The 22,059-nt window shown below is 56.3% G+C and carries 21 protein-coding genes and 1 pseudogene; 15 read left to right on the forward strand and 7 right to left on the reverse strand.

What is annotated here, in order from left to right; translation table 11 throughout:
• Positions 1-47: 47 nt before the first annotated feature.
• Both HX814_RS13625 and HX814_RS13630 read left to right on the forward strand, forming a co-directional pair.
• Positions 48-587: a YbhB/YbcL family Raf kinase inhibitor-like protein gene (locus HX814_RS13625; RefSeq protein WP_177008666.1), complete on the forward strand. Its 540-nt coding sequence runs from the start codon at positions 48-50 to the stop codon at positions 585-587.
• A 5-nt stretch (positions 588-592) separates the two neighbouring features.
• Positions 593-1,402: an AraC family transcriptional regulator gene (locus tag HX814_RS13630; RefSeq protein WP_177008667.1), complete on the forward strand. Its 810-nt coding sequence runs from the start codon at positions 593-595 to the stop codon at positions 1,400-1,402.
• Between the two features lie 71 nt (positions 1,403-1,473).
• On the opposite strand, the gene HX814_RS13635 is transcribed toward HX814_RS13630, so the two are convergent.
• The gene (locus HX814_RS13635; protein WP_177008668.1) at positions 1,474-2,733 is read right to left on the reverse strand and encodes a serine hydrolase; all 1,260 of its coding nucleotides are present in this window, start codon (positions 2,731-2,733) and stop codon (positions 1,474-1,476) included.
• Between the two features lie 319 nt (positions 2,734-3,052).
• On the opposite strand from HX814_RS13635, the gene HX814_RS13640 reads away from it, so the two are divergent.
• The 3 genes from HX814_RS13640 to HX814_RS13650 all read left to right on the forward strand — a co-directional run bounded on the left by HX814_RS13640 (position 3,053) and on the right by HX814_RS13650 (position 6,672).
• Positions 3,053-4,279, forward strand: a complete 1,227-nt coding sequence (locus tag HX814_RS13640) for an MFS transporter (RefSeq protein WP_003209751.1) — start codon at positions 3,053-3,055, stop codon at positions 4,277-4,279.
• 358 nt (positions 4,280-4,637) lie between these two features.
• Entirely contained in the window at positions 4,638-4,967 is a 330-nt protein-coding gene (locus HX814_RS13645; RefSeq protein ID WP_177008669.1) for a DUF6124 family protein, read from the forward strand.
• Between the two features lie 496 nt (positions 4,968-5,463).
• The gene (locus HX814_RS13650; protein ID WP_177008670.1) at positions 5,464-6,672 is read left to right on the forward strand and encodes a Fic family protein; all 1,209 of its coding nucleotides are present in this window, start codon (positions 5,464-5,466) and stop codon (positions 6,670-6,672) included.
• 177 nt (positions 6,673-6,849) lie between these two features.
• On the opposite strand, the gene HX814_RS13655 is transcribed toward HX814_RS13650, so the two are convergent.
• The 4 genes from HX814_RS13655 to yiaY all read right to left on the reverse strand — a co-directional run bounded on the left by HX814_RS13655 (position 6,850) and on the right by yiaY (position 11,674).
• Positions 6,850-8,418, reverse strand: coding sequence for a DUF262 domain-containing protein (locus HX814_RS13655; protein ID WP_177008671.1), 1,569 nt, complete (start codon positions 8,416-8,418; stop codon positions 6,850-6,852).
• On the reverse strand, positions 8,418-9,425 hold the full coding sequence (locus HX814_RS13660) for a putative phage abortive infection protein (RefSeq protein ID WP_177008672.1): 1,008 nt from the start codon (positions 9,423-9,425) through the stop codon (positions 8,418-8,420). The genes HX814_RS13655 and HX814_RS13660 overlap by 1 nt, the downstream gene beginning before the upstream one ends.
• Before the next feature lie 261 nt (positions 9,426-9,686).
• Positions 9,687-10,229: a demethoxyubiquinone hydroxylase family protein gene (locus HX814_RS13665; RefSeq protein ID WP_371318522.1), complete on the reverse strand. Its 543-nt coding sequence runs from the start codon at positions 10,227-10,229 to the stop codon at positions 9,687-9,689.
• Positions 10,230-10,525: 296 nt separating this feature from the next.
• Positions 10,526-11,674, reverse strand: coding sequence for an L-threonine dehydrogenase (gene yiaY, locus HX814_RS13670; protein ID WP_177008673.1), 1,149 nt, complete (start codon positions 11,672-11,674; stop codon positions 10,526-10,528).
• A gap of 328 nt (positions 11,675-12,002) precedes the next feature.
• On the opposite strand from yiaY, the pseudogene HX814_RS31505 reads away from it, so the two are divergent.
• Together HX814_RS31505 and HX814_RS13675 are read left to right on the forward strand one after the other, a co-directional pair.
• Positions 12,003-12,131: pseudogene (locus HX814_RS31505) on the forward strand (DUF6691 family protein); the annotation flags it as partial.
• Between the two features lie 47 nt (positions 12,132-12,178).
• On the forward strand, positions 12,179-12,955 hold the full coding sequence (locus HX814_RS13675; protein WP_177008674.1) for a nucleotidyltransferase domain-containing protein: 777 nt from the start codon (positions 12,179-12,181) through the stop codon (positions 12,953-12,955).
• A 225-nt stretch (positions 12,956-13,180) separates the two neighbouring features.
• Here HX814_RS13675 and HX814_RS13680 read toward each other — a convergent pair whose 3' ends face one another.
• Positions 13,181-13,480 (reverse strand): hypothetical protein, encoded by a 300-nt coding sequence (locus HX814_RS13680; protein ID WP_087694689.1) that lies wholly within the window; start codon positions 13,478-13,480, stop codon positions 13,181-13,183.
• A gap of 370 nt (positions 13,481-13,850) precedes the next feature.
• On the opposite strand from HX814_RS13680, the gene HX814_RS13685 reads away from it, so the two are divergent.
• The 8 genes from HX814_RS13685 to HX814_RS13720 all read left to right on the forward strand — a co-directional run bounded on the left by HX814_RS13685 (position 13,851) and on the right by HX814_RS13720 (position 21,118).
• Positions 13,851-14,840: an aldo/keto reductase gene (locus HX814_RS13685; RefSeq protein WP_177008675.1), complete on the forward strand. Its 990-nt coding sequence runs from the start codon at positions 13,851-13,853 to the stop codon at positions 14,838-14,840.
• On the forward strand, positions 14,837-15,427 hold the full coding sequence (locus HX814_RS13690; RefSeq protein WP_102605912.1) for a flavodoxin: 591 nt from the start codon (positions 14,837-14,839) through the stop codon (positions 15,425-15,427). Before HX814_RS13685 ends, HX814_RS13690 begins: the two co-directional genes overlap by 4 nt.
• A gap of 24 nt (positions 15,428-15,451) precedes the next feature.
• The gene (locus tag HX814_RS13695) at positions 15,452-16,444 is read left to right on the forward strand and encodes an aldo/keto reductase (RefSeq protein WP_008432612.1); all 993 of its coding nucleotides are present in this window, start codon (positions 15,452-15,454) and stop codon (positions 16,442-16,444) included.
• 62 nt (positions 16,445-16,506) lie between these two features.
• The gene (locus tag HX814_RS13700; RefSeq protein WP_008432610.1) at positions 16,507-16,974 is read left to right on the forward strand and encodes a cupin domain-containing protein; all 468 of its coding nucleotides are present in this window, start codon (positions 16,507-16,509) and stop codon (positions 16,972-16,974) included.
• 228 nt (positions 16,975-17,202) lie between these two features.
• On the forward strand, positions 17,203-17,976 hold the full coding sequence (locus HX814_RS13705; protein WP_003209734.1) for a carboxymuconolactone decarboxylase family protein: 774 nt from the start codon (positions 17,203-17,205) through the stop codon (positions 17,974-17,976).
• Between the two features lie 121 nt (positions 17,977-18,097).
• Complete coding sequence (locus HX814_RS13710) at positions 18,098-19,042, forward strand: alpha/beta fold hydrolase (RefSeq protein WP_173406085.1); 945 nt, start codon at positions 18,098-18,100, stop codon at positions 19,040-19,042.
• Positions 19,043-19,089: 47 nt separating this feature from the next.
• Positions 19,090-20,142: an alpha/beta hydrolase gene (locus HX814_RS13715; protein WP_134326300.1), complete on the forward strand. Its 1,053-nt coding sequence runs from the start codon at positions 19,090-19,092 to the stop codon at positions 20,140-20,142.
• Between the two features lie 82 nt (positions 20,143-20,224).
• Entirely contained in the window at positions 20,225-21,118 is an 894-nt protein-coding gene (locus HX814_RS13720; RefSeq protein WP_003209726.1) for a LysR family transcriptional regulator, read from the forward strand.
• A 171-nt stretch (positions 21,119-21,289) separates the two neighbouring features.
• Here the strand turns inward: HX814_RS13720 and HX814_RS13725 are convergent, their stop codons facing one another.
• Positions 21,290-22,018 carry an SDR family oxidoreductase gene (locus HX814_RS13725; RefSeq protein ID WP_177008676.1) on the reverse strand — a complete coding sequence of 243 codons (729 nt, stop codon included), beginning with the start codon at positions 22,016-22,018 and terminating at the stop codon, positions 21,290-21,292.
• Positions 22,019-22,059: the final 41 nt, after the last annotated feature.

A 22,059-nucleotide genomic window follows, 5' to 3' on the forward strand; every position in this document is an offset into this window, starting at 1 on the left:
CGCGCTGTTTAGGATCAAGGCTCAAACCACGCCTGGACATCACCGCAATGAAACTCAAAGCACTTGCCCCCGCGATCACCCTGATCATGGCCGCCAGCGGACACGCCGCCAGCTTCTCACTCAACAGCCCGGACATTGCCGACCAACGCCCGCTGACGCACCTGCAGGAATTCAACGGCTTCGGCTGCAGCGGCGGCAACACCTCCCCTGCCCTGTCCTGGGCCAACGCCCCGGCGGGTACCAAAAGCTTCGCCATCACCGTCTACGATCCCGACGCCCCGACCGGCAGCGGCTGGTGGCACTGGACGGTGGTGAACCTGCCCGACACCGTCTCCAGCCTGCCGAGTAACGTGGGCACCCACCTGCCGGCCGGGGCGGTGCAAGGCCGCACGGACTACGGCCAACCCGGCTTCGGCGGCGCCTGCCCGCCCGTGGGTGATAAACCGCATCGCTATCAATTCACCGTGTGGGCGTTGAAAGTCGCCACCCTGCCGATCGACAATCAATCCAGCGGCGCCCTGGTCGGCTACATGCTCAATGCCAACAGCCTGGCCAAGGCCACAATCACGGCCCCTTACGGACGCTAGTCACGATGGATGTTCACGAAGGTCTGCGGCACCGGGAAAGCATCATCGAAAGCTGCGTGATCAGGGCCCGGCAACATCACACCCTGCAACGCGTGCCGGTCTTCATGAGCGCCCTTTGCCGCGTGCGCCAGGGGCAAAAACTGATGCAGTGGGATGAGCGCGAAATGCGCGCCGGCCCACAGCACCTGATTCTACTGCCGGCGGGCCGCGAGCTTGGGGTGACCAATTTTCCCGGTGCCCAGGGTGACTACATCGCTGATGTGGTGTCGTTTCCGGTGACGGTGTTGCGTAACTTCGTTGCCCGGTATGGCGCGCAGTTCAAGGGCAGCATGCATGCCGACCTGTGCGTACGCCTGGACAAACAGACCCGACAAGCCTGGGACCAACTGCTGACCGCACTGAGCACCGGCGCCCCGTCGGCCTTGTGCACCCACTATGGCGAGGCCGTGTTGCTCTGCCTGTGCCTGGCCGGCCAGGCGGGACCGTTGCTGATGGATCGCAACGACCCCTTGAGTGAACGCGTGCAGCGGTTGATCGGCAGCAACCTGTCCAGGGACTGGACCGTTGCCACGGTTGCGCAGCAGCTGAATCTGGGGGAATCGACGTTGCGTCGGCAACTGGCCAATGAGGATGCGAGCTTCAGGGCCATCCTGGAAAATGTTCGGCTGGGGGCGGCGTTGCAACAGCTGCAAACCTCCAGGGATTCCATCGGGGAGATTTCCAGTGCGTGCGGGTATGCGTCGGCGTCGCGGTTTGCGGTGAGGTTTAAGTCGCATTACGGGCTTTCACCGCGCTCGTTGCGGGCGGCGATGTGAGGTACACACTACCTGAGTAGCCCATAACCTGTGGCGAGGGAGCTTGCTCCCTCGCCACAGGTACTTCGCGGTTACTGAAGCGCTTTGGCAACCGCATCAAAGGCAAACATATCGTCGATCACCTTGCCACCCGTGGGTTTGGTCTGCGCCTGCCACACCACAATCACCACATTCCTGGTCGGATTGATGTAGAGGTACTGACCAAACGTACCGGCCGCCGTAAAGGCTTTATCCGCTTTGGAGGCGTCGGTCCAACCTGGCCACCACATGGACGCAAAGTCACCATACGCCGCATCTGAACCCGTAGTCGCGCTGGCAAAACTCAACCAGCCTTCAGGCAACACTGGCTGCCCACCGGCCTTGCCACCGCTAAGCACGAACTGCCCAAAACGCCCGTAATCCTCAAGCGTCGCGCTGATACCGCTGCCGCCCACTTCATTGCCATTAAGACCATCCAGCCACCACTTGGCATCGGTTTGCATGCCGTAAGGCGCCCAGATCTTCTCGCTCAGGTATTGCGTCAGTGGCTTGCCCACCGCAGCGCTCACCAGTTGCCCCAACACTTGAGTTTCACCGGTGCTGTAGTTGGTGCGAGTGCCAGGCGGCGCAGCGGTGGGCAGGCTGGCCATGAACTTGAGGAGCGACCCGGGCACTTGTTCACTACGCAGTTTGATCAAGTGGCGCTCGTCCGAGGTAGGGTCGGTATATTGCTCGTTCCACTTGATCCCGGAGCGCATGGACAGGATCTGGCGCACGGTGACCTGGTCATAACCGCTATCGGCCAACGCGGGTAAATAACGGGTGACCTTGTCATCCAGGCTCTTGATGGAGCCGTCCTGCAGCGCCGCGCCTACGAGCGTCGAGGTGATGGACTTGGCCACCGACATCGACATCCACCGGGTGTCGGCGGTGTTGCCTTTTTCATAACGCTCATCAACGATCTTGCCGTCCTTGAGCACCAACAGCCCGGTTACCCGGTTGATCGCCACGTAGTCATCGAGGCTGTAATGCTTGCCTTTATAGTCAAAGGCAACCGGCCCAAGTGGCTGGCTGCTACGAGGTAACGGGAACGGATGGCCGCCCGCCTTGATCGTGCGCGTCGGGAACAATCGGTCGGTATTACGGAAGGTAGTGACCGCCAAGTCCTCGCTGAGCCTGCCGTCATAGATGGCCTGCACGTCGCCGATCGGTTCCTGTGCATGGGGATAAGGCTTCGCGGGATCCGGGGTGGCCGCGCAGGCGGTTAACGACAGCGCAAGTGTCGACGCACACACCAACACATGAAGCGCGCTGCGTTCAACCGGGGATGAAGGGCGATGAAGCACGGGCATAAGCACCTCTTTATTATTGTTTGATCGGCCTTGAAACGCTTCGGCACGTCAGCAAAACCGACATGCCGAGGCTCAGGATGCAGCGGGGGATTTTTTCTGGCGCGCGGGATCGGGCCGGATTACGCGCGGAGTCGGGCCATGGGCAATCGAGAGGGTCTACACGGAAGAGAACGCTCTACGCAGGCAGTCTTATCAACGAGACTGATGATTACTATCGAACCGGTCGCCTATTGGCTTACCAAAACCCATTCCTATAATCGCCTCCACTTTCTCCCTCCCGTCTGCCCGCAGGCGAAATCTCCTCCCGGAACCCGACACCATGCCAAGCGCAAGCCGGGCCCCTAGCGGCCTCCCCGAACATAATCAACAAACCGTCCTGCAGCAGTGGCTGGCGATTCTTTCCGTTGCCGTGGGCGCCTTCGCCCTGGTCACCAGCGAGTTCCTGCCGGTAGGCGTACTCAACGACGTCGCCGCCGACCTCGGCATCAGCGCCGGCCACGCCGGGCTAATGGTCACCCTGCCCGGCATCATGGCCGCCCTCGCCGCCCCGTTGCTGTCGGTGGGCATTGGCGCCATGGACCGTCGCTACCTGCTGATCGGCCTGACCCTGATCATGATCATCGCCAACATGGTGGTGGCCTACGCCAGCGACTTCAGCCTGCTGCTGTTCGGCCGCGTCCTGCTGGGCATCAGCATCGGCGGCTTCTGGGCCACCGCCATCGCCCTCAGCGGCCGCCTGGCGCCCAAGGGCGTGGGCGTCGCGAAAGCCACCTCGATCATCATGATGGGCGTGACCCTGGCCACCGTCCTCGGCGTACCCGTCGGCACCTGGCTGAGCGGCCTGATGGGCTGGCGCATGACCTTCCTCGTCACCGCACTGGTGGGCATACCGGTACTGCTGGCACAGATGTTCCTGCTGCCCCGCCTCGAACCGGAAAAAGCCATTCGCATCGCCGACCTGCCGGCCCTGTTCATCAACCCACAAGCACGGGTTGGCTTGATCGCCGTATTGCTGATCGGCCTGGCCCACTTTGCCGCGTACACCTACGTCGCGCCGTTCTTCAAAAACAGCTCCGGCTTCGACGGCCCGACCATTGGCTCCCTGCTGCTGCTCTACGGCGTGGCCGGCGTAATGGGCAACGTCTTCGCCGGCTTTGCCGCCAACCGCAGCGTGCGCCACACCTTGCTGCTGGTGGCGCTGATGATCGGCACCAGCACCGCCCTGTTCCCCTACTTCGCCACCGGCATGAGCGGCGCAGTAATGCTGATCGCACTGTGGGGCTTCGCCTTCGGTGCCTTCCCGGCCTGCGCGAGTATCTGGATGTTTGTGGTTGCGCCCAAGGATGTGGAGCGTGGCATGCCGCTGTTCGTCGCGTTGTTTCAGGTGATCATTGCCGTGGGCTCGTTCTTTGGCGGGCAGATTGTCGACAAGATGGGGACGTCGGTGCTGTTGAGTTTGGCGACCGCGTTGGTGGGCGCCGGGTTTGTGACGGTGCTGGTGTTGGGGCGCAAGGTGAGTAATAGCCTGGCGGCTCAGCCTGCTTAATCGAGGAAAACGGGACTGATTGAATTCAGTCCCGTGGCTGGAGGCAGTGAGCACCGCACCTTGCTCCATTGCCTACAGTTGCGTCAGAATCCGCCGGCTTGTGCACCTGGGTGGGCGTCTCTAAGGTTGCTCGGTCGCTGAAAACTCAGTGATCGGGTTTAGTAGCCCGAGGTCCAACCTAACGTGTGCATTAGCTTCATCTGTCGGACGTCCTTGTCTGTGCTTGATGGTGGCTGTGCGTAGGGCGCCCTCGGGCGCGCCGGTTTTTGTTAGGTTCCCCCGGTCTACTAACCTGCGTACAGCTGCCACCCCCTCGTTTAGTAGCAACGGGGTGGAAGCCCGAGCAAGGAACTTAACGATGTTCAAGGTAACGCCGAATCCTCCGGGATCTCCCGATTTGAAACTCAACCAAGCCGCGCAACGTGCCTTGGATCACTATCTCAATCCCCCCTCCGCCAAAACCGCCCCGCCGTCGGGTGCGTTGTTCAGTGTGGCTGCTGATGCCAGCAGTGAAAGTCTGATTACCAATAGCTATGAAACCTTTGCCTCGGTCAGCGCGTTGCTGCTTGATCTATCGGATGAGCTGAGCGGGAAAGACCGTGATGTGGCGTTGGCGACTCACCAGCTTAGTGAGTTGGGGGTGTTGTTGATGGGGAAGTTGATGGATCGGGAGGTGCCGTGTAGCTGAAGCCGGGCTTGGCCCAGGATTTTCAACTAGCTCAATCGATTAGTCGCCGAGTCGTTGTAGGTGCCTACAACGACTCGGCGACGATGGAGTTGCTGCCTTCATCCGAGTGAGTGGCCACTCATGCCGCACTCAATGGCGGCCTTCGGCTGATTGTGTTGAAAAAGTTGGGCCTTCCAGACTGACTGCACGCTAGCTGTTGAACACGCCTTTTTTGCGCGCAGCCATGCGAAATCTGAGCTCGGCCCCCTCCGCACAAAGTAAAGATTTCAGCCTCAAGCGCGTATTGTTCTACCGTGGAAACTATTCCCGAATTTTTCAACAGGATCGGCCAGAATCAGGCATTCGCGGTGTCTACGAACCGTGGACTCCTTCGAAAATCGGTCTTATACAATACGTGGTGCTTACCTAGCGGCTACTGCTATTCTAAGAACAGCTTTTTGCAAATCTGCAAGTACGATGAGAAAGTAGACACTGAGAAATCAGTGCTGGGGAAAAAATGATATCGATCACGCCATACATCACCCCTGAGAAACTCGGTGATTACCAAGATAGACTCTTGGAACTCATTCAGGCAGACGCTGCTTTGAATCAAATAATCCCAGAGTCAATTCGGCACTCAACCGAATGGTTGCTGCGCCAGGTTAACTGCTTTTACAGTAACAAGATTGAAGGGAACCCCACTCACCCCAAAGATCTGTTAAATGCACAAGAAGCGACAGGTCCAAAGGCCGGAGGGCGCTCCCAGGCAATCATGGAGTTATTGGCACATCTCGAAGTACAAATAAAGCTTAAAAAAAACTCTGTAAACCTTTCTGAAGTCTGCACCCAAGATTTCATCAAAGATATACATAAGTCTTTTTATAAGAATCTTCCTGAAGAATTTATGCGGGTTAAAGATTTAGATGGGCGAGATGTCCTAGACGACAATGCTCAGCCGCTTTTGATCGTACCAGGTGAATACCGTGATCATGGTGTTCGTGTCGGTAGACACATTCCTCCTGACCCACAAGAGCTTAACGGCTATATGGCATGGCTGGAGAAGCAGTTCGATCCCAGTAAAATTTTTGCCACCAATCGGGTTATTGCAGCCGCTGCGCTTCATCACCGTCTTGCCTGGATACACCCATTTCAAGATGGCAATGGTCGAGTTATTCGACTGCTCACTGATTGTTACATGCGATGCGCCGGCTTCGGAGGTTATGGATTGTGGTCTATAACCCGTGGATTCGGTAGAGACACTGCTAGTTATTATGCTGCTCTAGCAAGAGCGGACATGCCGCGTCAAGGGATGTCGGATGGTCGCGGCATTCTTTCAGATGAGGGCCTATTACACTTCACAAAATACTTTATTGATACCGCTCTGGATCAGGTAAAATTTTTCTCTGGGTTATTTGAGCCAAGAAAACTCTGCATTCGAATTGATTACTACTTTGAGATGCGAGCAAAAGGCGGGCTACCTGATGTATCTGGCGAGCCACTGCCGCTACTTAAAATTGTAGCGCGGGACATATATAGACTGCTCCTAGATCGAGGAGCATTAAGTCGGGCCGACATTTGCAAACATTTAGGAAAGGGCGAACAAACGCTTAGACCTATATTTAAACAAATGCTCGCAGAAGGGCTTATAGCTACGAAAAGAAACAAGAAATTCGAGCTACAACTCTCCAAGACAGCTATTGAGTTTATTTTTCCGCAGCTTTGGTGAATACTGGCCAGCATCGGCTAGAGGTAAAATAAAATCTGAGCTAGCCCAGCAATTTATATTAGGCGTAAAAGGAAGTCAGACCACCATTATTTTAAATGTGGTCTGACGCCAATTTTGCGCAATTTTCGTATATATAGAAAAATTGGCGCTTTTTCCGAAAAAAGCGCCATACGCGTTCTATTCTAAATCATTTTCTGAGTCGTCTATTTCAGGAGGCAAATCAGGGAGAGTTAATAAGCACTCACACCCGGTTAGCAGTGTAACTACATCGGCAATTAGTCCCGAACGCGCCCACGTAAAACCATCAGAATCACCATCAGCGATCATCTTCAAGCATTGTGCGTCCAGCAGATGCTCGGATACGTCAACACCTTCCCCGACTATGACACTAAGGCTTTTTGAAGGATCGATGATTGCCGAGATATTAAGATCTTCAATTTCTGTCGGAGCAATCCTCCCAAAAAGCTTAGCGTTTTTTTCTGTCAATATCTCTGGATCTAATTCTCTACCTGAAAGGTTTGATTTAGGTCTTCTGGAAATCAGAATCAAACAAAAAGCAATACTGCTCGCATTTTTTAAATTAAATTTATCATAAATCAAATTGCCAATATTTATTGGATTTCTCTTGAATAGCTGCGTGCGAATGCCTGTCGAAAACTCTCTAATATTTATCAGTTCGCGAGATATGTCGCCCGTGCTAGCCCCTCCAAAGTAAAGCGTCGTCGAGGTAAACCAAAACCATGCTTTGAGTTCTCCCAACAACTGTTCTGATGGATTGGGATTGCACCGAAAAAACTCTACCAAATAGGTAAAAAACAGCCCATAAGGTAGGTAGTTCGCGTCCCGAATTAGTAATTCATTTGTAAGCCAGCTAACGGATTTAAAAATCGCCGCATTACACGTATTCGCTGCCGCGCTGAGCTGGTCAGGGCTAAGAGTCCTAAGGCGCTGGATATCGTCTTTGTTAACGCCAAAGTCCGCAGACGCCGCAATTGAGCGCAATATGACTTGCTCTGACAACCCTGAAAATCCAATATCAACGCATACGCCCTGGATTTTTTGGATTTCAGAAGACAAATCGAATCCATTACTCCAGGTCGCCGCCATCATCAGATCCACGATCGTGAGCTTTCGCCCGGTGCTATTTATCCTTTCAAAAATCGGAGCGACCTGCTCGATTGACATATCGCCAATTTTAACAACAGCAATCTTATAATCCTTTATTGTCCGTAGCAGACGCTCTGCCCTTTCTGTGTATATTAATTGTTTCTCGTGGTGTGCAAACTTCATGCATTGCTTGATAAATTTGTGCGTCTCTAGAAGTTGGTTTAGCGGATACGTAGACGTGCTATCTTGATTCTTTGGGTGAACAAACTCTTCCGTTTCCAAATCAAAATGGATATTCCACATACTGCTGGAAGTGCCTCCATCCCAGTAAAGTGCTCCACAGATAGTTGTAAGCCGCTGTTGCCCGTCTAGCAAATAGCTTGTTGGATATATAGTTGAGTCCTCGTCAACTTTTAACCCAGCGATATCGCGCTCACTTTTCAAGCGCTGCGAGCTATTCCAAAGTAACAAACTCCCAACTGGATAGCCCTTATAAATGCTATCCAAGAGCTTCAACATGTCGCCTCGTCGCCAGACAAAAGACCGCTGAAACTTTGGCAACTTAATATCGCCAGACTTTACAAGCATTGCAAGCTCTTCAAGTCTATACACTTCTGGCTTGGGCTCGCGCTGTGACATTATGCCACCTCCGCATAGTTTGCTTCGAATATTTTTGAGTGCGAGGGGTGCAACAGACTTCGCGGGGGTAAATTCTGCAATATATCAAAGTGATAAAGAAGCCTGCCCATTTTTGGGTATCCAAGCTCCATTTTTTCTCTACCGGGGAGCTCGACTTTCGTTAAAGAATTATAGAAAAGGCAAAGTAACTCTGGCTCCGAAAGCTGGGAGCGCACATATTTAGCGTACTGCGACCGTTCAGACTCTTCTATTAAAGGTGATTCTTTAATGTACCGCAAGGTGTGATACAAGTTACGAAAATAATGAGAATAGTTATCCACATGCAGCTCTGCTGCTTTCGTATAAGCGTGACGTATCTTTCTTTCTTGAAGCGGCAATGAGTCATCTAGATAATTATCAAGACTTGCAACTCCTTCTTCTAAACTAGTTTGAAGATTGGAGATGTCTGCGGAATCGAGCTTCTTTCCTGCTTCTTCAATAATAATTTTGGCATCTTTGACTCGACGAATTTCTTCACGATCCAATTTCTGTAGAGCTGGGTAGCAGCGAAAGTCTGGATCAGAAAGTATTATGCGAGCATGAAACGAGCGAAAAGCTTCGCGACCTCGGGCTTCAATATCGGAAAGCTTGGAAGTTATATCATTATGCAAAGCTAGCAACTGAAAAAAAGTACTGTCAAACCTTTGCTTGTTCGAGTCTTTTAGTTGCTCTTCCAGCATTAACTTCGTCTGCTTTAACTCCCGATTCTGCATAAAAATTGTAAAGATGATCCCCGCAAAAGCGAACCCCGCAAATAGGGCATTCACTGCACCAAATTTGTCGCCGAACTGGCCTCTAGCTGCAATATTCTCTGTAATGCCTCCAACATTTATATGTCCATCAATCCAGTACCAAGCCCCTGACCAAATGGAGAAAACCGCTACCAAGACTAATATGAGCTTGAATATATCGCTCAAAACTGAAGGATCTTTTGAACTAGACTTAGGGGTGAGAGATGATTTGCTCATAGCATCCTTTCTGTGTATGTCAGTTGGCTTCAAATCGTGCTGGACACATAATTGTAAAATTCCATGCGCCCGGCACATGATACTACTTTGCCATCACCGCACTACAGTTTTTTTGAATCCAATCGGCGGAAATCGGGGTGAGACCACCATTGTTTTTAAAAATTATGAGATTCGGATTCAAACTAGATCCTTCAGGTAACGTTCGTGTATCAATGGCGGTCTAAATCGAGACAGTGAAACTGGGATATTTACACCTGTTTTCTAAGAACGCATACCCATCCAGATTATCGCTTCAGTCCATGCAGTCACCATCGGTGCCAGTACCCTGAACCAGGGATCGCGCACATCAATCTGCGCTGCTGAGTGGTCATGACGGTGCTGCTCCTCCTCCACAATCGAAGTAATGGCAGCCACCGCATGGAGATCGATATCACGCGGCACATCAAGTTGATGAGCCAGGTGCTTGAGCACAACACTTTCAACCGCGACGGTAGAAGCGACAATGGCTTTGCGGCCACAGATGCCAGTAACCAGACCCAACGCCAGACCGCCGATGCCACACAACCAATAACTACGGCAGCGGGGATAATTGCGACGTTGCAGCTCCTTCTGAAAGACCGTCCGATGGCGGCGCTCGTGGGAGAGGAACTCCTTAAGTTCATTCACCATGCCCGGGACGAAAAGCCGGGCCATAAAAAACTGTCCACTGTAGATACAGATCGCACCATGCTCGCCCGCATGGTCGACCTTCATCATGCGGTTGCCGAGGTCTTCGCCCTTAGCCGTGTAGTCTGGTGAGTTCACATTGAGATTTCTTGTTCGAGGGGCTTAGTCATCGGGCCTGTCCTAACTCTTAAGCCGGCATCGTGCTGTAACGCCAAGCAGATAGGCAAGTGACTTCACAGGATGCCCCCTCGCCATCGTCGATTTGGCCGATCTTTAAGCAGCTGACAGACCGCTTTGGGTCGTTTTCTTCCGTCTCGCGACGGGCACAAGACGGCCAGCCAGTGAGCCACTCCAACCCTATCGGTGAACAAAACCAAAACACCCCGCACTTCAACCAAAGGCGGGGCGTTCTCTCCAGCATCAATTCACATCAATCACATCGCCGTATGAAAAATCTGCTCAATCTCATCCTGATTGGCAGGACGCGGATTGGTAAAGCCGCAGGCATCTTTCATGGCATTGGTTGCCAGGGTCGGAATATCGTCAGCCTTCACACCCAGCTCAACGAGCCCGCTCGGAATCCCCACATCCGCAGACAGCTTGCGGATCGCCGCGATGGCCGCCGCAGCGCCCTTCTCCGCATCCAGTTGCTGAGTCTCAACCCCCATCGCATGAGCGATATCCTTAAACCGGGCCGGGCATACGCTGGCGTTGAAGCTCGACACATGGGGCAGCAGGATCGCGTTGCACACGCCGTGAGGCAGGTCGTAGAAACCGCCCAGTTGGTGCGCCATGGCGTGCACGTAACCCAGCGAAGCATTGTTGAAGGCCATGCCGGCAAGGAATTGCGCGTAGGCCATGTTTTCCCGGGCGGTCATGTTGTCACCCTGGGCAACGGCGGTGCGCAGGTTGGCCGAGATCAATTCGATGGCTTTGAGTGCGCAGGCATCAGTGATCGGTGTGGCCGCCGTCGACACGTAGGCTTCGACGGCGTGGGTCAGTGCGTCCATGCCGGTGGCGGCGGTCAGGCCTTTGGGCATGGCGGCCATCAGCGAAGGGTCGTTGACGGATAACAGGGGGGTGACGTTGCGGTCGACGATGGCCATTTTCACATGGCGGACTTCGTCGGTGATGATGCAGAAACGCGTCATTTCACTCGCTGTGCCGGCGGTGGTGTTGATGGCGATCAGTGGCATTTGTGGCTTGGCGGATTGGTCCACGCCTTCGTAGTCGCTGATGTGCCCGCCGTTGGCGGCGCACAGGGCAATGCCCTTGGCGCAGTCATGGGGTGAACCGCCGCCCAGGGAAATAATGAAATCACAGTCGCTGCGGGCCAGCAGTTCCAGGCCCTTCTCCACGTTGCTGACGGTCGGATTCGGTTTGGCGCCGTCAAACAGGGTGGAGTCGATGTCTTGCTGGGCCAACAGGCCGGCGACCTTGGCCGCCACGCCGGCTTTGGCCAGGCCGGCATCGGTGACGATCAAGGCTTTGCGGAATCCGTACTTGCGGATTGCGAGCATCGCCTCGTCGAGGCTGCCAATGCCCATCATGTTCACGGAAGGAATGAAGAAGGTGCTACTCATGATAAATCCTCTTTTTATTATGGAGACACGGGAGTCAGTGAGGTTTTCTACTCATCTCGCAGGTGATGCGGCGCCTCTTGTTGTCATCGTTGACGATCACAAAGCTGAGCCTAAACCTATGGCGTCAGACCGAAATGGTCCTTTAGCGGGCATTGACACCTCCTTTAGTACTGGAAGCAGGGCTTCACCATTCCATGGGGGGCGGCAGCAAAATCTGACTTGCGCAGACCCAGCCCCGCACGGATGGTTATGATGGTTCGCTGAGCAACAACCCTCACCGACTCTCCTGTGCAGGAACTGATCGGGCTGTCCGTCAGCGTGTTTGTTCTCGGGTATCTGCCCTGGGCCTGCGGTCGCCCTTCTGTTTACCGGGCACTGGCAAATTCTCATCTTCGTAGTGGCGATGCTGGCGGGTATGCATGTGTTTTCCAGCCTGGAAGGCCGGCGCACGTCTTGATGGGGTTTGACCCCGATTTTTACTGAACGCAACTCAAGGACGGCTTCATGGAACAACTCCAACCTCGTGGCACTGATGCGGACGGTTATATCCTCACCGTGTCCAACGTCGAGATGCAGCCACAGTTTCAGGCTTTGCTGACGGACGTTTGCATGACGCTCGCGCAGCCGGAACCTGTGCTGGACGGGATTTATCTTTATGGCAGTGTCGCGAGAGGCGACGCCGTGCCGGGGGGTTCTGACCTTGACCTAACCCTTATTCTGCACAGCCCTCCTACGTCGCAGGATCTGGAAATGCTGGAGTCGAAAAGGCGCACGCTGGAAAGTCGGCATGCCGAAGTCACCAAGATCGATTTCGATATCGGTAGTCGTGCTGAAGTATTGGCACCTGACAATCGATTGAGCTGGGGGTATTGGCTCAAGCATCACTGTCGTTGCTTATGGGGCAATGATCTGACCCAACGCTTCGACCGGTTCAAGCCGTCGCGCGATATCGCCATTGCCGTGAATGGTGACTTTGAATCCGTACTGACCCGGTATGCAGACCTTATCGACCAGGCGACCACACCGACGCAATCGCTACGCTTGCAGCGAGAAGCTTCGCGCAAACTCATCCGGTCAACTCAAGTGCTTCGCTCTGAACAGGACCTGATGTGGCCGCAAACACTGGAAGAGCTTGTCGAGCAGTTTGTTCAGCATTACCCGAGTATGAGAATGCAGATCTCTTTTTTCTTGTCCCAGGCAAGGAACCCGGATGCCAAGCCGAAGAAGTTTACGACTCAGCTCCATCGTTTTTTGACCTGGATGGCTACACAAACCGGTTGAATCCATAACGCGCCTATGAAATCAGGGGCGATTCATGTACCTACAGACGGGTTATCACGCATGCCATTACCGCGAAATTCGATATCCATAACCTGTTGGTTGCTCCATGGGGTTACTGAATTGAGTGAGTCACCCTAAGCGTTCCAGGATCCTCATCGAAAGATACGCCTCCAAGCGACAACAGGCCTTGGATCAACTCCCCCTGAATGACCGATACCCCTCTTCTTATTGATGAGTATCAGCCTCCTCTGCGGGATAAAACTCGCCCTCCTTCCCCATTTTTTTCAGCCGTTCGCGCACAATTACCTCGACGCTGGCTACGGCGGTTTGATCGTCAGGGTTGACCAACTGCAAGCACAGGCGTTGGACATTCTGATCGTGGGTGCCCTCGCTCATCATCTCGTGGGTGAAGACCTGTTCGCCACGCCATAGGCATAGCTGGGTATGCGTCCCGCCAAGCCATATTTCGTTGATTGATCCAAGGTCGGTGGTCGCTAGTTGATCGACGGTGATTGTCTTATCCATTGCGCTGTACCTTACCCATGAGTAGATACAGGTAGACTTGCCGGCATAGCGGGTCGTTCCACGCGTTGGCAGGTCAACCGGGCTAATGGTGGTTAAGCACGTCCCGGTTGGAACCAGGACAATTGACGATTGAAGGCGGGCAGTACGAGCCGATAAGGGCAATCACATGACTGATCCTGCTGTTTCACATGCAAAATGGCCGCGTCTGGATCAACCTTGATCTCCCCTCCTTGGGGCTGATACTGCCAGCTTCGCCAGCTCCTCTCTTCCGGGACTGATGAGCAAACCTCATGAAGCCTTGCCGATTTACCCGTCTAGTCCTCAGTCGTTAGCGCGCTTACTGTCTCCCCACGCCCAACGGGAGATCAACATGCACAAACGCACACTCGGCAACAGTTCACTCGAAGTATCCGCCCTCGGCCTCGGCTGCATGGGTCTGAGCCATGGCTATGGCCCGGCCACGGATACCGAACAAGCCATCGCACTGATCCGCTCAGCCGTTGAACGAGGCGTCACGTTCTTCGATACCGCCGAATTCTACGGCCCCTATATCAATGAGCAAGTAGTCGGCGAGGCGCTGGCGCCAGTTCGCGACCAGGTCGTGATCGCGACAAAATTCGGCTTCGCCGTCGGCGCCGACAATACAAAGCAGACTCTGGACAGCCGGCCCGAACGTATTCGAATAGCCGTCGAGGGTTCGTTGCGTCGACTGAAGACCGATTACATCGATTTGCTCTACCAACACCGCGTTGATCCGGACGTGCCGATCGAAGACGTCGCCGGCGTAGTGAAGGACTTGATTGGCGAAGGCAAGGTCAAGCACTTCGGCCTGTCGGAGGCAGGCGCGCAAACCATTCGTCGCGCCCATGCGGTACAGCCGGTCACGGCGCTGCAAAGCGAATACTCGCTGTGGTGGCGCGAGCCTGAGCTGGAAATCCTGCCGACCCTTTGGGAGCTGGGCATCGGCTTCGTACCGTTCAGTCCATTGGGTAAAGGCTTTCTCACCGGCACGGTGTCGGCCGATTCCACTTATGGCAGTGACGACTTCCGCAGCATCGTCCCGCGTTTCAGCCAGTCGGCGCTGCAGGCAAATCAGGGTCTGGTGGTGTTGATCCGTCAGATTGCTGCGCAGAAACAAGCGACACCGGCCCAGATCGCGCTGGCCTGGCTGCTCGCGCAGGCACCCTGGATTGTGCCGATTCCGGGCACGACCAAACTGCATCGCCTGGAAGAAAACCTCGGCGGCGTGAACATCACCCTCGACGCTGCCGAACTCAAGGCCATTGATACCGCGCTGGCGCAGATCCGCATCGAAGGCGAGCGCTATCCCGAGGCTCTCAAGGCGCGCGTCGGTCGATGAGTACCGATCACGATCCGCTGCGGCGCACGGTCATCGCCGCACTGGCCAGCGCCCCGCTGCTGTCGCTCGCCGACGCGCAAGGCGCCAGTGAAACACCGCGTTCGGGCTCGCGGATTCTGGTCGCGTATTTCTCGCGCTCGGGCAATACCCGCGTGGTCGCCGGGCTGATCCAGCGTGGACTGGGTGCCGATCTGTTCGAGATTCGCCCCGCCCACGCCTACCCCGAGGACTATCTGCAAACCGTGGAACAGGCGCGCCAGGAACGTGACAGTGGCTTCGAACCCGAGCTGCAAAACACGGTTCACGCCCTCAGCGACTACGACACGATCTATCTCGGCTTTCCGATTTGGGGTGAAACCGCCCCGCCGATCGTGCGCGCATTCCTCAGCGCCCACGATCTGACCGGCAAGACCCTCATCCCCTTCAACACCCATGGTGGATATGGCCTGGGCAACAGCCGCCGTGTGCTGGTCAAGCATGCGCCGAAGGCCAAAGTGCTGGAAGGTTTTGTGATGGAGGGTGAGCAGGAGCGCAAGACCATGGAACGCGTGAACGGCTGGCTGAAAGATCACCCTCTCACGCACTAATCGAATTCTGTACGGAGTAACTCCATGAAAATCCGCACGTTGGGTAATGGCCTGGAAGTGTCCGCCTTGGGTCTTGGCTGCATGAGCATGACGTCGGCCTACGGGCCGGCAGCCGACCAAGCCAGCATGATCAAGCTGATTCGTTCGGCCCACGAGCAAGGCGTCACCTTGTTCGACACCGCCGAAGCGTATGGCCCGTTCGCCAATGAAGAGCTGCTGGGGGAGGCCTTGCAGCCGATCCGCGAGCAGGTCGTCATCGCCACCAAGTTCGGTTTCGATATCGACCTGATCACCGGCGCACGTGGCGGCGGCACCAACAGCCGCCCGGAGCATATACGCGCCGTGGCCGAAGCGGCGTTGAAGCGTCTGCGCACCGATTGCATCGACCTGTTTTATCAGCACCGCGTTGATCCCCAGGTGCCCATCGAAGACGTGGCCGGCACCGTCAAGGATCTGATCGCCGAGGGCAAGGTCAAGCATTTCGGCCTTTCTGAAGCGGGTGTGGAAACCATTCGCCGGGCCCACGCGGTGCAACCGGTCACGGCGGTGCAAAGCGAATATTCGCTGTTCTGGCGTGGCCCGGAGCTGGAACTGCTAGCCGTGCTGGAAGAACTGCGGATCGGCTTCGTACCGTTCAGCCCGCTGGGCGCCGGTTTCCTCACCGGTCAGATCGACGAGAACACGCAGTTCGACGCGAGCGATTTCCGCAATTTCGTCCCGCGCTTTTCCCCTGAAGCGCGCAGGGCCAATCTGGCGTTGGTCGATGTGGTGAAAGCCGTCGCGCAACGCAAACACGCCACGCCGGCGCAAGTGGCACTGGCCTGGTTGCTCGCACAGAAACCGTGGATTGTGCCGATACCGGGCACGACCAAACAGCATCGCCTGGAAGAAAACCTGGGCGCGGTCGAGCTGCAATTGAACGGCGACGATCTGCGCGTGATCAACGAACAGATGGCACAGATTCGGGTGCACGGCGAACGTCTGCCGGAGTCGGCACTGAAAATGACCGGACTCTGAGTCTGCCCGACGCGGCGCCATGTGCGGCGTCGCTTTCTCTGTCTGACCGGAGAACTCATCCGATGAACCGATTGATTGCGCCACTCGTTGCTTTGTCACTGATGGCGGCAGAGTCCCAGGCCGCCAGCGAAATCCGCGTTACGCCGAACGGATCCCAGCCTTCGATCAAGGGCGCAGCGGAAAACTTTACCGGCTCTGTACGCGTCGATGGCCTGTTCAAAGGTGAAGCGCCCGCGCGCATCGGTGGCGGCACGGTGACCTTCGAACCCGGCGCACGCACGGCGTGGCACACCCATCCGCTGGGACAAACGCTGATCGTCACTGCCGGCGTCGGCTATGTGCAGCAAGAGGGTGGCGCGCGTCAGGAGATCCATCCGGGCGACACTGTCTGGATTCCACCGAACACCCGTCACTGGCACGGCGCCACGGCCAGCAACGGCATGACCCACATCGCCATCGCTGAAGCCGAGGATGGCAAGACCGTCACCTGGGCGGAGCAGGTCTCGGAGGCGCAATACGCCGGCCAATAAAGTTACGGAATGTGTCGAAGCTGCTCGACCGGCACGTTCGCGGCGAACCGCCACGTAACCTCAATGCCCCGTAACAACCTGCCCGCACCGGGATTCCAGCGGTTATCGCACGTCGACTCATGAGTTCTGCTCATGAGTCCATGCGCTATTTCGGGGTTAATCGCCACAACCATCCTCCTTACGATCCAGCAACACCGCAGCGCCCCGCAATGGATGGAGCCCTTCACGATGATCACTGACACCCGCAACCGCACTGCCCTCCCCACACTCATGGCGCTCTGCCTGAGCGTCGGGGCGATGTTCAGCGTCACCACTCAAGCAGCCGAGGCTTCGCCCACCATGACCAGCACACCCGCCAGCGCAGCCCGCTTGTCGAGCCAGCAACAAGCCATTCCACTGATCGCGGCGTTCATGGCGACCAGCGACATGCCCAACCTCAACACGGCGCTCAACCAAGGGCTTGATGCCGGCCTGACCATTAGCGAAACCCGCGAAGTCCTCGTGCAGCTCTACGCCTACGTCGGCTTCCCGCGCAGCCTCAACGCCTTGAATGAATTGATGACCGTGGTGCAGGCGCGCAAACAACGCGGCCTTGACGATGCGCCGGGGCGTGAGCCGAGCCGGGTGATACCGGTGGGGGATGAGCTATTGGCAGCGGGTACGGCGAATCAAACGAAAATCTCCGGCGCCCCGGTCAAAGGCCCGGTGTTCGAGTTCGCCCCAGTGATCAACCAGTTCCTGCAAACGCACCTGTTCGGCGACATCTTCGAGCGCGACAACCTCGACTGGCAAAGTCGCGAATTGGCGACTGTCGGAGCGCTGGCAGCGACGCCGGGGGTCGAGCCTCAGTTGCGCTCGCACATGGCGGCGAGCCTGCGCGTCGGGCTCAGCGCAGCACAGTTGCACCTAGTCACCGAACTGCTGAAAAAGCATGGCGATGCACAGACTGCCGAGCGGGCCAACGCAGCGCTGGTCCAAGCCCTCGCGGCGTCGAGGAAGTGACATGAGAACTGCAAAACGTCTGCTGAGCGTCATGCTGTTGAGCCTGTTGGCGGCCTGCGCGAACCACTCCGAAGGCCCGCTGCTGATCCAGAAACAAGGCAGCTTCGCCGCCGGCGGAACGATGACCACGGCACCGGGCACCTTCAACCCGCGCCAACCGATGACGCCCAACGGTCAGACCTACCACGGTGACCACGCCTACGCCTTCTATCAAATCCCGGTGGACGCGCGAAAACTGCCCATCGTCATGTGGCACGGCGCAGGTCAGTTTTCCAAGACCTGGGAAACCACCGCCGATGGTCGCGAGGGTTTTCAGAACATCTTTCTGCGCCGCCACTACGGCGTCTATCTGATCGATCAACCCCGGCGTGGTGATGCCGGGCGCAGCATGGTCGAGACTACCATCAAGCCTGTGCCGGACGAACAACTGTGGTTCAACCAGTTCCGTATCGGCCTTTGGCCCCGCTACTTCAACGGCGTGCAAGTGGCACAGGACGCCCAGACCCGCGAGCAGTTTTTCAGGGCTATGACACCGAACACCGGGCCGTTTGACATGGGCGTGGTCTCCGATGGTGTGTCGGCGCTGTTCGACAAAATCGGCCCCGGCATCCTGTTTACCCATTCTCAGGGCGGCGGGCCGGGCTGGTTGACGGCGATCAAGAACGACAAGGTCAAAGCCATCGTGGCGTTCGAACCGGGCAGCAGTTTCGTGTTTGCTGACGGTGAAGTGCCGGCGCCGATCCCCAGCGCGTTCGACACGGTGCAAGGCGCAGCGGTGCCGATGGAGCAATTCATGGCACTGACGCGCATTCCGATTCTGATCCTGTACGGCGACAACATCCCGGAACAGGCAGTCGATCTGCCCGCTCAGGACAGTTGGCGCGCACGCCTGAAAATGGCCCGGCTCTGGCGTGACGCGGTCAATCGCCATGGCGGTGATGTGCGACTGATACACCTGCCGGAGATTGGCATTCACGGCAATACCCATTTCCCCATGTCGGATCTGAACAACGTGCAGATCGCTGACCTAGTCGCGCAGTTCCTCAAAGAAAAACAGCTGGACTGACCCAAACACTTTTGCAACTGCTGCCCTTTTTTGCTCAGGAGCTTCACGTGAAGAACACCCTCAAAGCCACGTTCATGTCGGCATTGGTCGGCCTCTCGGCAGGCGAAGCCTTGGCCGCCGACTACAAGAAGAACCCATTCACCCTCGCCTACGACGGCGCGATCACCCGCAACGAACCGGGCAGGGTCAACATCCACCCGGTCAGCTATAAGCTCAACGGTCTGGACATCGCCGCCAACGTCTACACGCCTGCCAACTACGACGCGAAGAAGACTTACCCGACCGTGGTGGTTGCGCATCCAAATGGCGGCGTAAAGGAGCAAGTCGCCGGTCTGTATGCCCAGCGCCTCGCCGAACAGGGCTACATCACCATCACGGCCGATGCGGCCTATCAGGGCGCCAGCGGTGGTCAGCCGCGCAGCATCGATAAACCGGCGTATCGCATCGAAGACATTCACGGCATGGCCGATTTCATCAGCCAGTTCGCTGGCGTGGATGACAATCGTCTGGGCCTGCTCGGCATTTGTGGCGGCGGTGGTTATTCGTTGGCGGCGGCGCAAACCGACAAACGCTTCAAATCCCTGGCAACGGTGAGCATGTTCAACTCGGGTCGAGTACGCCGCAACGGCTACAACGACTCGCAAATGGACAGCATCCAGCAACGTTTGCAACAGGCATCAGCAGCCCGCGCGCAAGAAGCAGCGCGGGGCGCGGTGCTGTATTCGGGGGATGCCAACCTCACCGATGAGCAGATTGCCAAACTGCCTTTCGAACTGTATCGCCAAGGTTATGAGTACTACTGGAAAACCCACGCGCACCCGAACTCGACCTTCAAATACACCACCAGCAGCCTTATTGACCTGATGCGTTTCGACGCCACCGACCATATCGAGTTGATCAATCAACCGCTGCTGATGATCGCCGGCAGCAAGGCCGACAGCCTGTACATGACTCAGGATGCGTTCCCCAAAGCCACCGGCACCACCGACAAGGAAGTGTTCATCCTCGATGGCGCCACCCACATTGAAACCTACTGGGTGCCGCGTTATGTCGATGCGGCGATCGACAAACTGACGGATTTTTACTCACGCACCTTGTGATCAGCGCACCAAGGGTCGCGCATCCGTGCGCGACCTGCTTTCATGGAATAATCACGCGCTCCTCATGAGAGGTTTTCATCAAATGTCCCGCCCCAATCTCAACGACCTGCAAGCCTTCGTGGTCATCACCCGCGAAGGCAGTTTTACCCGTGCTGCCGCGCAACTGGGCGTTTCGCAGTCAGCGCTGAGCCACACTCTGCGGGCACTGGAAACCCGGCTGGGCGTGCGCTTGCTGACGCGGACTACACGCAGTGTTTCACCAACGGAGGCGGGCCAACGCCTGTATCAAGCGATGGCGCCGCGCTTTGAAGAAATTGAACTGGAGCTGGCGGCAGTCAGCGAGTTTCGCGATACCCCCGCCGGCAATGTGCGGATTCAGGCGTCCGAGCATGCGGCGAACAATATTCTCTGGCCGAAGCTGCTGAAGGTGCTGCCCGACTACCCGGACATCAAGGTCGAAATCACCGTCGATTACGCCCTCGCCGACATCGTCGCGCAGCGCTATGACGCTGGTGTTCGACTGGGTGATCAGGTGGCCAAGGACATGATCGCCGTGCCGATCGGGCCATCGTTACGCATCGCCGTTGTCGGCTCACCGCAGTATTTCCAGCAGCGGCCTTACCCGATGGAACCGAGAGATCTGGCGGCGCACAACTGCATCAACCTGCGCCTGCCGACTCACGGCAGCCTGATGCAATGGGATTTCGAAAAGGATGGCCACGAACTCAAGGCCCGCGTCGAAGGCCAATGGACATTCAACAGCAGCGTGCCAATTTTGCGTGCGGCCGTGGCGGGATGTGGCTTGGCCTTCCTGCCAGAGGACATGGTGGCGAAGGAGCTTGCCGACGGTAGCCTTGTGCGGGTGTTGGAAGATTGGTGCCAACCCTTTGCCGGTTACCATCTCTACTACCCCAATCGCCGTGAACATTCGTCAGCGTTTGGGGTTGTAGTTGAGGCGTTACTCTACAAGAGCTGAGTCATCGACCTTCTATGAATCGATTTTCGCGACTGATAAACCGTTCCAGGTCAGTGATTTCTTGTGAATGCGTTGTGCAGCGTGAGCAACGAAAAGCTGTCGATGACCACTTTCGGCCAGCAGCGGACAGTCGAATCCCTTGGGCATCGCGCGCGGCTGGCTTTCATCTGACTACCAGGGCTGTCTACCGTGACTTCCAAAAAAGCCACCGGTTGGACCATCGGGACCCAGCAGCGACATCTTGATGACTATTTGCGCCCCTTCTTCAGGCGTCAATACGCCCGAGTTGCCATTAAGATCGGTCCGCACATGCCCAGGCTCGACGGCATTCACTTTGATTCCCAGCGGCTCAAGCTCTTTCGCAAAGGAGACCGTTACGGCATTCAGTGCCACTTTTGACGAGGTGTAATCGAGAAGGTTGACGGTCGAGTAGATCGATGTCGGATCTGTTATCAACGTGAGCGAACCGACGCCGCTGCTCATCATGACGATCCGGGCGTGGGCGGCATTTTTCAGCAAGGGCAGGAAAGCTTGGGTGACGCGCACCGGACCAAACAGATTGACCTCGTAAACAGCTTTCATGTCCTGCATTCGCACCTCACTGGGTGCCTTGGTCATGTCGGCCGCAATCCCGGCATTGTTGATCAGGACATCAAGTGCACCTATTTGCTCAGACAGCATCGCTGCGGCTCGGTACACACTGTCTTCGACCGCAACGTCCAGTTCCAAGAGGCCTGCATCGAGCCCGGCATCACGTAACTGGGCGACGGCCTGCTCGCCTCGGTGCTGATCGCGTGCACCTATCCAAACAAAGAACCCTGCCTCGGCAAGTCCCTTGGCAATCGCCAGCCCAATGCCTTTATTGGCGCCGGTGATGAGCGCCTGTCGTTTGATAGTCATCGTGGTAGTCCTTGGAATTTCAAGATGCTCTTTCTTTAGTT

It is taken from the genome of Pseudomonas sp. C8002, from assembly GCF_013385765.1.
Classification (GTDB): domain Bacteria; phylum Pseudomonadota; class Gammaproteobacteria; order Pseudomonadales; family Pseudomonadaceae; genus Aquipseudomonas.